The organism is Schlesneria sp., from assembly GCF_036405755.1.
GTDB classification, from domain to species: Bacteria; Planctomycetota; Planctomycetia; order Planctomycetales; family Planctomycetaceae; genus Schlesneria; species Schlesneria sphaerica.
Window position 1 is genome coordinate 1 of sequence record NZ_DASWWZ010000478.1, and the last position, 13151, is coordinate 13151.

Consider the following 13151-nt stretch of genomic DNA (forward strand, 5'->3'; position numbering starts at 1 on the left):
GTCCGCCAACCAGTCACAGGCGAATTGACAAGCCACATCCGGCAATCGATTTGTATCGCGGTACGCAGCCAGCACCCGGGCCACCCCGTAAACAGGATTCGCCTCATCAGGAGCGAACTGATTACCAAACCAGAGCGGGTGCCAGGTTCCGTCCGGATGTTGTGTCTGTGCCAGATACGCGAACCCTGCGGATGCTGCCTGTTCGACCCGTTCCAGCAGCGGATCCGGCCCCGCGGAATGTGCTTGTTGTGCGCGATGCCAGAGTTGCCAGGCATGAATGGCACGCAGGGCATGTGCCGTCAGATCGGGAGCACTGCGATCGAACGGGAGCGCTCCCCATCCCCGACAGAAGGTGGGCCAACCGCCGTCACGGTTCTGCAGGTCCAGCAACCATTGAACTCCTGCACGCAGCGCCGGCGCCAGTTCGGGTGACCGTTCGCCAGATCCCAGTTCATCGAGTTTGAGCAGTGCCAGGATTGCTCCCGGCGTGTCGTCTGCATCAGGGACACCGCCGGAAAGGTCCGTCCAGGCCCATCCCCCCGGTGCCGCATTCGTGTAAGGATGGACAACACGATTCTGCTGTTTGAGTAACCAGCTCAAAACAGACTTTGCCTGCTCGGGTGAGATCGATTCGGGACGCAGTGCGTTGATCGACAAAGTGGTAACCCAGGTGGCCAGATTCGTATCAATTGGCCAGCTTCCATCGGGTCGGACCGACGCGATTAGAAAGTCGACTCCCCGCTCAGCGACGGGATGAGCCGACTGGCCCATCGCCGCAAGACTCATCGTGACGAAACTCGTCAGGGGAGTTGCTTCCAGAAATCCGCCACTTTCCGGCTGCAGTGTCTTCAGCCTGCGAAGTGTCGGCTTGACCGCCATCTGGCGAAGCATCCGAATCAGGGGATTGCGTGACGGCGCCAGATGATGTCGGACCTGCCCAATCGCTATCAAGGCAGGAAGTGCATAGCTCACGACGGGCAGACTCATCCAGCGATAGAACCAGTGCGGAAAGACACCCAGCTCAAACGGCAGCGGCGGAAGCTGGTCCCAGGAAATTAATCCTGCGAGAGCACACTGCGTCAGGATCGGGACTGAAAAGGTGTGGTCCTTTCCGTACCGCTGTTTGATGGCGTCGAATCCCCCCTTGGATTCGATGTAGTTGCGAGCCCGCTCGGCAGCCGGTCCGAACTTCTCGGGAGACTGTGCGAGATGAAAACTGGAGTAAACGAGTGTAGTCGTCGAGATGTTGCTGAGACTCAGGCTGGTATCACCCCACCCGCCATCCGAGTTCTGACACTCGACGAGCCAATTCAATCCTTGAGAAATCAGATCCTTGAACTCGCTCTGACGTTGCGGTTGATCACGACCGACCAGTTGCAGGGCGACAACGGCCGTGGCAGTGGAAAGGGGGGACGAAGAGAGTTCGCCGACCCACGTTCCTTCAGCGGCCGCTTCGTCCTTTAAAGCAGACGAAGCGAGTTGATAGCCCTGAGTTAGACGGTCTCGATCCCAATCGTTCACAGCAACCCCGACTCCCATGGCCTCAAGATACTACACATCCAGCGCGTCGAGATCGTCCATCAGATCGTCGAGATCGTCACGCGGTTTTGATGACGCTTCAGCCTGTCGTTTGGGGAGTCCGACGGAAGCGCCCACGGCAGAACGCCCATCGGCGACAAGCTCGACGTCGCGTTCCAGGACCGCCATTTCCAGTGCTGTCGGAGCACCAAATAACTTTGACAGGTCAATCTTGAAGTCTTCCACAAGGCCCCCAGCGGCCCCGGCAATTGCGGGTGTCTTATGCTCGGGGAAGACAATCGCGTTGGCGGGACAGACACGGCTGCAGGCAGGACATCCCTTCTTGCAGTTGTCTTCCTGCTCAACCAGAATTCGATCCAGCAGATCGACGCCGTAGACACCAAACAGACAGAAATCGATGCATTCCATGCAGTTTGTGCAGCGACTGTAATCGATAACAGGATACCACCGACGACGGATTCCTTCCGCAGGAATGACCGTCGGACCATCCGCTTTGGCGTCACCAGATCCGTTGGCAGTGGGATCAGTGCTGCCACTGGCAAGAGCGGCAGATTCGCCGTTGAAAACTGACGGTCCCGCCATGACTACACCATTGGTGGGTGCCCCGTTGGATTTGGACGAAATGACGGGAATACCGCCGAATCCATTTAACTGGACAAGCGGGGCGGTCATGACCTGAGAAAGTCGTTCGATTTCGTCGAGGTATGTCTTTGCGTCAGGACTGGTCCGCAGGTCAATCGCAAAGATCGTCCGGTCAGGGACATTCAGTGCTCCGATGGCGCGGGAAGCCCCTTCATCGGCCGGTTGGGCCTCTGGAGGAATTCCCTCCTCGCCCTCGTCATCCTCGTCACTATCCGTGGCATTCAGCCGGGACTCCCCTTCCTTGCCTTTGACTCCGTTGCGGTCCAGCACCCAGCGGATGGCCCTCGGGTAGAGCCATCCCAGCACGATCAGATCCCCTTTCAGCGACTTCAACCACAGCATTCCTGTGTGGTCCGCCGTCAGATCGTAGAGGTGCGGAACAACCGAAACCTCGGCTACTCCCGACAGAATCAATTGAGTCGCAATCTCTTCTTCAAGATGTCTCTTCACCGGGTTCTTGCCGGGTGCCTGAGAGATAACGACTGTGACCTTTTTACGAGCCAAGGAACGGCCCTTTCTGCATTTTCATTCGTTGAACTGATTTTTCAGCACGCGCTGCGTTTGTTCCCAACCAGCATCCAGAACCTTGATATAGTCCTCGGGTGAAAGCAATCCAGTGTTCGTTTCGAATTCGTACAGCCACCCGCGCTCATGGTGGTCCGCATTGATCAGGGAAGGGTCATTTAAAAGAGCTTCGTTAAACCTCACAATCCGACCGTCCGCCGGAGCGTACATGGTGGAGACAGCCTTGGAACTCTCGATTTCGCCAATCGACTGCTTACGACGAACTGGGGTATCCGCATCGATCTGCCAGTCGAGAAAATAGACATCCTGAAGTAATCGAACGGCATACGATGTAAAGCCAACCCGCAACAAATGTCCGACAGGCTGTGCCCACAGATGGGACTCAAAGTACTGACGGTCCGTTGGAATGGGGGCCTCAAAATTGCCCATCATAAATACAAGAGGATCAGGCATAACCACGCACCGAAAACCAATCTGTAGGGATGAACTGAGGGCAGGATCAATCGGCGGGCGGCGTGTCGGCAGTTGTCGATAGGTTAACCGAACTGGAAGGCGGGCGAAAGTTCGCGGGCATCGCAGGGGGTGCTGCCGTCGGGAAGGATTTCAGGATCAATTCAAGTTCATCGATACATCCGTCCATCGAAATCACCGCCTGGCGAAAATTCGTATGGTCGGATGCCTGAGGCGCCATTTCGCGAAACTCCGCTGCTGCCGTACGCAGTTTGGGAAATTTCTTTCGCAGCATCTTCAGATAATCGGCCGGCTGACTGATGGCCGTCTCCAATGCGCGAGATGTGTCGAACACTGCGCGGACGATGGTCATCAGTTCCGGGAAATCTTCGATGATCTCGCTGTGTTTAACGAAGGTGCGAACCATCCACGCGTGAGCGAAGATTCGCTGACACCTGACGACGGCGTCTGCCATCGTAAGCGATTCTGATGTCGGTTCCGCAGACATGATGACCTCGAATGCTCCTGCTGTACCTTCAATCTCAATTTTCGCGATCAGATGAACACAGATATCCCCGGGTGGGCCTTTGGCATCGCCGATTCATCGATTGAAACGGCAAGGGAACCGGATAGCAACCTGCATCCTCTCAAGCCCAACGCACTTTGATCAGATCAAACCGGACGTTTCAAGTGAACTGAACGCAGGCAACTTCGTGGACCCAGAACGATTTCAGATGAAGAAGGACTCTGCAGGCTCTTCTACCCGTATTTGTTCCCTGATCAGAGGGGCCCCCTCACGCACTTTCTCAATCGCCTTATGAATGTCACGGATGCCCCTGTCTCCCTGCAGCAGAACCGGATGATGAAGTACCACCATTTCCTGGTCCGCTCGCGTCGCTTCCAGCAACTCGCCCTGAGTACGAAAACGGCGTTTGGCGTGGATCAGATGCAGGGCTCTAAATCCGGCGTCGATTGCGATCCCCTCCGCACGCATCGAGCGAACGAACAGTGATCGGGAGAGTCCTCCAAACTCTGTTGAATCGTATCGAATGCCCACTTTGTAGTAAGCTGGCAGCAGATCTTCCTGAGGCCGCTGCAGCACCTTCAGCCCCTTCATCTGTTGCTCGTCCGAACAGAGCATTCGTAGGGATTCACGACGGATCTCGTTATGGCGGTCCAACTGCTGTAGTTGCGGCAGCAGGAGAGCGGCCTGCATTTCCGATTGAGGATAGGCCTCGTTGCCTCGTTGCGTATAGCGTTTGATCCGTTCCGCAATTTCAGGACGATTCGTGAGAATGGCACCTCCCCGTCCCGCAGTCAGAAGTTTGCTGCCACCGAAGCTCAGAACGCTGACGTCGCCCGCGGAGCCGATTCGGTTCCCCCCCCACATCGCCCCTGGGGACTGACACGCATCTTCGAGAATTGGAATTCCGTGGCATGCGGCAACATCCCGAATGCGGACCAGATCCACGATTCCGCCATGCAGGTGCGAGATCAGAATCGCCCGCGTTCGCTCCGACACCGCAGCGGCAACTTGCTGCGGGTCGATCTGCCATGTCTCGGGGTCGAGGTCCACCAAAACCGGTGTCGCCTTCAGGCAGAGGACATTCTGAAAATTCGCCTTAAAGTCGTAACCGGCGAGAATGACTTCATCGTCCGCCTGAACTCCCAGTCCACGCAGCGCCAATTCAACGGCGGCCGTGCCGCTGCTGCAGGGAAGAACGTGCTCCACGTGATGGAACTCGGCCAGTCTGTGGCAGAGTTCCGGCAGATGGGGACCATGGTAACGCCCCCAGTCCCCTGAAGCGAAAAGACGCGTCAGAACCTCGCTGATCGCAGGATCACTTTGCGGCCATTCAGGCGGCCCTGCCGGGCAGGCCGGACTTCCCCCCAGGATTGCGGGTCGTTCTGACTTGCTCGAACTCATCGTGTGGTCACCCGGATGCGACTGGCCCATTACTTGAAGCCGCTTCAGCGGCGATGTCTACTATGTTAAGCTGTGAGAGCGGGTGTCAAACGTCGCCCGCTCGTTACCGGTCCGTGTCGCGTCGAGGATGCCGCCACACAATCAATTTGCGGATTGCGTCCGCGTCAGGAACAGTTTCAATGTATCTTCGCATGGCCCGCCGCCTTCTTCTGGAAACCGACAAACGCCTGTTGTGGAAACTCGCTTACAACTTTGGCTTTCAGGGAATGCTGTCCGTCCAGCGATTCAAACGCCGACTCAAACGAGGCGAGTTCTTCCCTCCGTTTATCTACATTTCCGTCATCAACAGCTGCAACCTGCGGTGTCAGGGATGCTGGGTCGATGTTGCGGCCAAGCAGCAGATCATCGATGTCGAATCGATGAATCGACTGCTGACAGAAGCCAAAGAAGCAGGCAATCGATTCTTCGGAATCGTCGGCGGGGAGCCGTTCATGCATCCCCAGTTGCTGGAAATTCTGGCAGCACACCCTGACTGCTATTTCCAGGTGTTCACCAATGGCCACTTCATCACTCCGGAGGTGGCTGCAGAACTACGAAGGCTGGGTAACGTCACTCCACTGATCAGCGTCGAAGGGACGGAAATCATCAGCGACGAGCGGCGTGGCCGCCCCGGAGTCTTGTCCAAGACGATGCAGGGACTGCAGAACTGCCTGGACAATAAGGTGATCACAGGCGTGTGCACCAGTGTCTGCCAGACCAATATCGACGATCTGGTCAACGAAAAATGGCTCGATCGTCTCATTGAAATGGGAGTCATGTATTCGTGGTTCCACGTCTACCGGCCGATGGGACCAAAGCCGGAACCGGAACTCGCGCTGACGCGTGAGCAACAACTGCGTATCCGCCGGTTCGTCGTCGAAATGCGGGTCCGCAAGCCGATCGGCATCATTGACGCCTACTACGATGGGGAAGGGAAAGCCCTGTGTCCGGCTGCTTCCGGGTTAACGCATCACATTAATCCCTGGGGTGGGATCGAGCCCTGCCCCATCATTCAGTTCGCCAAAGAATCCATTCACGACAAGCGTCACATTCGTGACGTCATTGGCCAGTCTGAGTTTTTACGAGATTTTCGCGAAGTGGCAGCCAGGTCCACTCGCGGCTGTATCGTACTCGAGCAACCCGATGTCCTGCATCAGCTTGTTGTGAGTCATCAGGCGGGCGATCAGACAGCGCGAAAGACGGCTCTCGAGGAACTCCGCAAGATGGAATCCCGTCCGTCTCAGTACGGTCCCGGGCAGGAGATCCCCGAGCGAAGCTGGGCTTATCGGCTAGCCAAACGATACTGGTTCAATGACTTTGGTGCCTACAAAGCCCTCGATGCTGCCGTGGCCCAAAAGCCGGTCTCTGTCTGATACTTTGCGTGGTTCGTTCAACCCGTCACGTCCCATCGTTGCCCCGTCCCGGTTGCGAGTGCATTCGTTGGGCCGGCCTTATTGGCTGAAGTGGCCACCACCCCGGGCTGGCACCAGTGGCCATATTCCTTGAGAGTCAAACCATCATCGATCTGGAGAGCCGGGATGAGCCCCGCGGGTAGCCAACCTCAATCCTACCACGTGGCCTGTTTTTGCCTGGGTGGAACTCCGCACTTCGACGTAACGGTGCAGATCGAGCAGGGCCACGTGGTCGATGTTGTCCCCGGAAAGTCCCACTCGGCAGTGGAATTGGGCCGCGTGGCTCTCGTCGACGGGTTGGTGAATGCACACACTCATCTGGAATTCAGTCTGCTTTCCCAGCCCATCCCCACAAACGGCCGGTTCACCGACTGGATCCGCTCAGTCGTAAAGCACAGACAGGCTCATCCAGACTCCACCGCTGATGCCATTCGTGCGGGAATCCGTGAGAGTTTGTCCGCTGGCACAACACTGATCGGCGAAATTGCCACGACTGGCTGGTCGGCCAGCGACTACGCCGCAGCGGGTTGTCCGACTGTTGTATTTCAGGAAGTTCTCGGCCAGTCCCCGGTACGAGTCTCCCAACAGGTGCAGCTCGCCAGATCGGTCGTCGAAACCGCCGCCGGGAAGCTTTCTCCCGGGATCAGTCCGCATGCCCCGTATAGCACACATCTGGACCTGGTGCGGGAGTCGGTCGCAATTGCCCGCATGCGGGGTTGTCCGGTCGCGATGCACCTGGCGGAAACCAGCAGCGAACTGGAACTCCTTACCTCTCAGAGCGGTGAGTTTCGGGAATTGCTGAGCGATTTCGGCATCTGGAACGAAAACCTGTTTCCCACTCCCCGTCGGGCACTCGACTATCTGCATGTACTGGCGGAAGCACCGCGTGCCTTGATCGTCCATGGCAACTACCTGAACGACGAAGAACTTCGCTTTATCGCAGCGCAGCCGCAAATGACGTTGGTCTATTGTCCTCGCACCCACTTCGCATTTGGGCATGATCCGCATCCGTGGCGGCGTCTGCTGAAGATGGGAGGTCGCGTTGCTATTGGAACCGATAGTCGGGCATCGAATCCTGATCTCAGCCTGTTCGCCGAATTACAGTTCCTGGCGCGGCAGCACCCGGACATTTCCCCTTGGGAACTTCTGCAAGCCGGTTCCATCACGGGACGAACGGCCCTCGACCCCGCGTCAAACGCATCACCGACGGCCGCAAACCTGACGTTGATTGCACTTGGTGAGATTCAGGATGCCAACTTCGGACAGACCCTGTTCCAACCGACAAGTCACGTGTGCGGCACCATGATTCAGGGAAACTGGGTCTGGCGGAATACGGATGGCAGCAGCATAGCCAGATGACTCCCTCCTGCACGTCTGCACTTTGACAGCGCCTTCCAGCAGTAGACGAAAGGAATCTCGCGGAGACAACTGATCCACTGCTGCTCTACCGCTGCTCTACTGCGAAAATCAGACAGTGATCGTATCGCCAACGGTGGAATCGCCGGATGACTGATTCAGTTTTTCGTAGATCTCATCGGGTAATTCCACGGACTGGAGTTTAGCTCCCGCCGGAATGATGCAGTAAGCGGTCTTCATTTCACCCACTGCCAGCAGCAGGTCGCCGCGCCGGAACTCGTACGATGTGGTCAATGACCGCCGAGTGACTCGCACAACGGTTACCGAAATATCCAGCTCATCCTCGTAATAGGCCGGCGATTTGAACGAGCATGTCGCAGAAACTCGCGGCCAGCCAAAGGCCGTTCCGTCAGGAAAATTGCCATGAATCTTGAGCCCCAGCGAACGGAAGAAGGCATGCTCAGCCTGTTCCATGAACCGATAGAAGTTGGCGAAATGCACGATCCCAGCAAGATCGGTTTCGAAGAATTCAACGCGATGTCTGGCAGTAAATTTGGGGACCATAGCGCCAACTTAGCGAACAGGGGGGGAGGAATCAATTGGCATTGCCACAAGCTGAAAAGGCTGCAGACTGGGTTGCTGCGCCGGAATCGCAGCGACCCGTGACAGGCAGGACCTGCTAAGCCGTGCGTTTTCTGACGCCGGAAAACAAAGAGCGTCAGTCTTCGCACAGCGATTCATCCCAGCCGTAGCTGGGATGCGGCGCTCGCGAGAACTGACACTTTTGTTTATTTCGGAATCTTGAACGAGAGGCTTACTTCGCTTCGTCTTTCAATTCACCGCAGTCTTCGATCACGACTTTCTTCGAAGTACGGCCCGATCCGGAACCCACGGCTTCGATGGCTTTGACCACGTCCATACCTTCGACAACGCTGCCGAAGACGACGTGCTTGCCGTCGAGCCAGGCGGTTTTAGCAGTGCACAGGAAGAACTGCGAACCGTTGGTGTTGGGCCCTGCATTGGCCATGCTCAGAATGCCGGGGCCGGTGTGCTTCAACTGGAAATTTTCATCGGCAAACTTCTGCCCGTAGATCGATTTGCCACCGGTTCCGTTGTGGTTGGTGAAGTCCCCCCCCTGACACATGAAGTCGGGAATTACGCGGTGGAAGGACGAGCCTTTGAATCCAAAGCCCTTTTCGCCCGTGCACAAAGCGCGGAAGTTTTCCGCCGTCTTGGGGACGACGTCAGAGCGAAGTTCCATGACGATACGGCCGGCTTCTTTCCCGCCGATACTGATGTCGAAGTAAACTTTTGGCAATTTTTTATCCTTGTCAGCAGCGAAGAGTGAGGTACCGAGAACTGTCGAAGCAACGGACGCAGCCAAGACTTGTCGTCGCGAGTACATAGCAAAACCTCTCCAAAGTAATCTGATTCCGCCAGCGTCCATCGCCAGCATCCCATCCGATGACTTCATAAGTTAACTCATGGGCTTCGCTTACGCTATTCAACCGAGAAGAGGAACTACGCGACGTTCAACCAGGACCACTGTCTGCTGCGATGCCGTTCTCGATCTGCTGCAGCACCTGCTCTTCGCGTACGGCTGGACATTCATTTTGCAGACGGAATCTCAGGTTCGTTCCGCGAGGGAAGGTACCGTGCGAGCTCTGCCTTCCGGCTCGCAAAACGCGGGTCCTTGGCGAGATTCGTCCATTCGTAGGGATCTGCCGTCTCGTCGTACAATTCTTCATCACCATTCGCGTATCGGATCAGTCGCCACCCTTCATTTCTGATCGTGTGATTGCCAAAGCGGTATGTCGTGAGCGCGGGAGCCTCCCATGGTGCGGCCGGGTTTTCCAGCAAGGTCCGGATAGTACGGCCTTCCACGTGTGCCGGGGTCTTGATGCCGCAGAGGTCAGTCAAAGTGGGATAGACGCTCATCAGATCAACCGTTCGATCGCACACGGCATTGGCCTGGGTCAGTCCCGGAACAACCCAGATCAACGGAGCTCGTGTTGCCTCTTCCCACAGGGCAAACTTGCGCCAATGCTGTTTTTCACCTAGGTGCCAGCCATGGTCGCTCCAGAACACGATGATCGTGTTGTCTCGTTCGGGAGATTTGTCGTAAGCATCAATCAGACGCCCGATCATGGCATCGCAATACGAGATCGCGGCGAGATACCCCTGAACAGCCTCTTTCCAACGGCCCGACTTAAGAATCTGTTGATGGTCCCCCTCAGGTCTGGCCATCTTCAAACCGGCGGGAGGGACATCCCCCAGGTCATCAGGCTGCACGGGCAGAAGCTCAATGGAATCCAGCGGATGCAGATCGTAGTACTTTCGCGGGACGTTCCACGGCATATGCGGCTTATGCAGCCCCACCGTCAAAAGTAGCGGCTTCTCATGAGTCTTCGCCAGTTCCTCGATTCCGTACTGGACGATTTTCCACTCCCGTAGATCTTCGTCATCGCAATCAAGTGGAGCGAAACGAATCCCCCCAACCCCAGTGTCTCCCTGAGGGACTGGATCCGTACCTTCTTTCATGAGGTAATCATCCCATTCACTGCGGCGCGAATACGCCCCATGATAGATCTTGCCTGCCCCTTTCACGACATAACCCGCATTCCTGAACGTCGTGAGCAGAGTTTTTTCTTCGGGGATGACAGTCCGCCAGTCATGGTTATTGTCGTAGACACCCGTCGTGTAAGGGCGTTGACCGGACATCAGCGCGGCGCGCGACGGATTGCAGACAGGGGCAGCACAATAGTTGTGCGTAAAGCGGACTCCTCGAGCCGCCAGCCGATCGATATGCGGGGTCCTGGTTTGCGGATGGCGTCCCAGATGTCCGACCCAATGATTCAGATCATCGATCGCAATAAACAGCACATTCGGCCGGCGTGGTTCCGCAGCACTTGCTGTCATTGAAATGGCAATCCATGCAGAGATGAACAGCCAGTGGGTGAGCGACCTCGCTCGGAACAGTTTTTTCGACATGCAATGACCTTCCAGTGAGAAATCAGTTCGCTCAGCAGTGGCAGCGGCCTCCGGGTTTGCACCCCATCGCTCAGCGTGCTGGTCTGAGAAGTGAGCGAGCACAGCCATTGCGCGAGAGACAGACGATGGAAGCTCTTCCGAGCCGCTGAGTTGTCATGTGGTGCAACTTCAACGGCTCAGGAAGAGCTCCCCCGCCCCGTGATGCTTCGATCACCCGGGTTCAGCCACAAAATTACAGCGGCTTTGCCAGTTGCTTATTCCATTCCTGCCACAGCGATTCCAGTTCTTTCACTTTTTCCGGGTACTTCTCAGACAGATCATGAGATTCATTCAGATCCGTCGGAAGATGGAAGAGCTTCCTGGTCGAGACACCCGTCGTGGGGTAGTTTTCCACGTTGAGGTCGTACTGCACCAACTTCCATTCGCCGTGGCGAATCGCGTTTTGATCGCCTAATCGCCAATACAGCGTCTCATGGGGAATCCCCTTCTGTGACCCGTCAAGGAATGGCAACAGGTTGGTCCCGTCCAGTTTCCACGAGGGGTCCACCGTCACACCGGCGGCCGCCAGCGCTGTCGGCTGGAAATCGAGCTGGATGACGGGGTGATTGTAGACGCTGCCGGCAGGAAGTTTGCCCTTCCATTGGACGACGAAGGGAACCCGAATACCACCTTCGAGCGTCGTACGCTTACTGCCTCGGAGCGGGGCATTGTTACTGCCGTTGATGGTGGTCCCCTGCATCGTCGGTCCGCCGTTATCACTGATGAAGAAAATCAGTGTTTCTTCTTCGAGCCCCGCATCCTTCAGTTTGCTGAGAACCTTGCCAATGGCATCGTCCATTGACGAGAGCATCGCCGCGTAAGTTTTACGAGTCTCGTTCTTAATCTCGTCAAACTTGTCCAGTTCGCTGTCTTCCGCCTCCATGGGGGTGTGAACAGCGTTGAACGCCAGATAGAGAAGGAACGGTTCCTGTTTGTGTCGTTCGATGAACGATACGGCTTCCCGTCCGAATGCCTGCGTCAAATAGGTCGGTTCGGTGAGCTTTTCTGTTCCGCGCAGAATCTCGGCATTGTCCTTGTCAAAGTAGGTATGTGCCCCACCCAGGAATCCGAAGAACTCGTCAAAGCCCCGCTTGAAGGGGTGGTATTCCGGGCCACCACCAAGATGCCATTTTCCCACCAGTCCGGTGACGTAGCCCGCGTCCTTAAATCGATTGGCAAACGTCGTTTCTTCGAGCGGTAACCCCTTGCCACTGAAGTTGGGGCCGGGTCTGTTGCCGCCTCCTCGGTTGCCACCCGCGCGGTTTCCCCCAGGATTGAATTCATGCCCGAACCGCTGCTGATATCGGCCCGTCAACAGCCCAGCACGAGTCGGACTGCAATAAGGTCCGGATACGTACCCGTTGGTGAATCGCACCCCGCCTGCCGCCAGCGAATCAATCGCAGGCGTCGGAATATCAGCGCCTCCCTGAAATCCGAGATCCGCATAGCCCAGATCGTCGGCGACAATCAAAAGAATGTTCGGCTTCCGGGGAGGAGACGCAGACAGATGTGACATGGAACCCGAGACGGCCCAAACGGCCGCCAGCACGTTGACGGCCCATCGACGAAATCGCATAGACGGCATCCTTTTCGTAACGTTTTATTCGTAAGGTTTATCTGCAAAGGGGGCGGAGCAGCGGGACCCCACACGATTGTGCGGTCGCTTTATTCAAAATGAATTGATTCAGCATCGCCCGACCGGGGCCGATGCCCCTCATTTCCCTGCGGAGGACGATCCCGTCCGATCTGACTCCAGTTCAAAGTTGTACGGCCCGCCCCCGTTTTCGATCGTGATCTTCAGCTCTGATTTCTTGTTGTATTTCACCGGTACAAGTTCCGGCTTGATGTGGTCACCTGAGCGAGGATCAACTTCCAGACCAGAAACATCCTCGTCGGGGAAAATCTCCCTGGTGCTGATTCGGACAGTCGCATCACCGACCCCCGCCCCTTTTAATGATCTGCTGTACTCGGCGATGTAGTTTCCGTTTCGATCAGTCCTGGCGAAGCTGCTGCCGTTCGTCGTTTCAATCGTGACTTGGGCATTAGGAAGTGGATCCCCATCCAGTGTGACTGTTCCGCGAACGTCAACAAAGCCATCTCGCATCTTCTTGCCGCTGCAACCACTGAAAAGAGGCAATGTACAGAGGAGCGCGAGAACCGTAGCAACGCGTCGAACGTTCGGTCTGTTTCTTAATATCAAATCCATCATCGTCCTCTGAATGGCTGGAGGA

The 13151-nt window shown here is 56.4% G+C and carries 12 protein-coding genes; 2 read left to right on the plus strand and 10 right to left on the minus strand.

Annotated elements, in window-relative coordinates:
* The 5 genes from VGE80_RS16195 to VGE80_RS16215 all read right to left on the minus strand — a co-directional run.
* Positions 1-1521 (minus strand): prenyltransferase/squalene oxidase repeat-containing protein (locus VGE80_RS16195; RefSeq protein ID WP_440593392.1); only part of this gene is annotated, 1521 nt, incomplete at its 3' end.
* A gap of 30 nt (positions 1522-1551) precedes the next feature.
* Positions 1552-2685, minus strand: coding sequence for an ATP-binding protein (locus tag VGE80_RS16200; protein WP_440593393.1), 1134 nt, complete (start codon positions 2683-2685; stop codon positions 1552-1554).
* 21 nt (positions 2686-2706) lie between these two features.
* Entirely contained in the window at positions 2707-3159 is a 453-nt protein-coding gene (locus VGE80_RS16205; RefSeq protein WP_440593394.1) for a glycine cleavage system protein H, read from the minus strand.
* 46 nt (positions 3160-3205) lie between these two features.
* Positions 3206-3631, minus strand: a complete 426-nt coding sequence (locus VGE80_RS16210; protein ID WP_440593395.1) for an amidohydrolase — start codon at positions 3629-3631, stop codon at positions 3206-3208.
* A gap of 255 nt (positions 3632-3886) precedes the next feature.
* Positions 3887-5083, minus strand: coding sequence for a DegT/DnrJ/EryC1/StrS family aminotransferase (locus VGE80_RS16215; protein ID WP_397570822.1), 1197 nt, complete (start codon positions 5081-5083; stop codon positions 3887-3889).
* A 179-nt stretch (positions 5084-5262) separates the two neighbouring features.
* On the opposite strand from VGE80_RS16215, the gene VGE80_RS16220 reads away from it, so the two are divergent.
* Both VGE80_RS16220 and VGE80_RS16225 read left to right on the plus strand, forming a co-directional pair.
* Positions 5263-6495, plus strand: coding sequence for a radical SAM/SPASM domain-containing protein (locus VGE80_RS16220; protein ID WP_397570823.1), 1233 nt, complete (start codon positions 5263-5265; stop codon positions 6493-6495).
* Positions 6496-6660: 165 nt separating this feature from the next.
* Entirely contained in the window at positions 6661-7893 is a 1233-nt protein-coding gene (locus VGE80_RS16225; RefSeq protein ID WP_440593396.1) for an amidohydrolase family protein, read from the plus strand.
* 108 nt (positions 7894-8001) lie between these two features.
* Here the strand turns inward: VGE80_RS16225 and VGE80_RS16230 are convergent, their stop codons facing one another.
* The 5 genes from VGE80_RS16230 to VGE80_RS16250 all read right to left on the minus strand — a co-directional run.
* Positions 8002-8454 carry an acyl-CoA thioesterase gene (locus tag VGE80_RS16230; protein WP_440593397.1) on the minus strand — a complete coding sequence of 151 codons (453 nt, stop codon included), beginning with the start codon at positions 8452-8454 and terminating at the stop codon, positions 8002-8004.
* Positions 8455-8704: 250 nt separating this feature from the next.
* Positions 8705-9295, minus strand: a complete 591-nt coding sequence (locus VGE80_RS16235) for a peptidylprolyl isomerase (RefSeq protein ID WP_373653873.1) — start codon at positions 9293-9295, stop codon at positions 8705-8707.
* A 203-nt stretch (positions 9296-9498) separates the two neighbouring features.
* The gene (locus VGE80_RS16240; RefSeq protein ID WP_397570826.1) at positions 9499-10881 is read right to left on the minus strand and encodes a sulfatase; all 1383 of its coding nucleotides are present in this window, start codon (positions 10879-10881) and stop codon (positions 9499-9501) included.
* 232 nt (positions 10882-11113) lie between these two features.
* Positions 11114-12496, minus strand: coding sequence for a sulfatase (locus tag VGE80_RS16245; RefSeq protein WP_440593398.1), 1383 nt, complete (start codon positions 12494-12496; stop codon positions 11114-11116).
* Between the two features lie 138 nt (positions 12497-12634).
* The coding region (locus VGE80_RS16250) for a carboxypeptidase-like regulatory domain-containing protein (protein WP_440593399.1) at positions 12635-13151 on the minus strand (517 nt) is incomplete at its 5' end.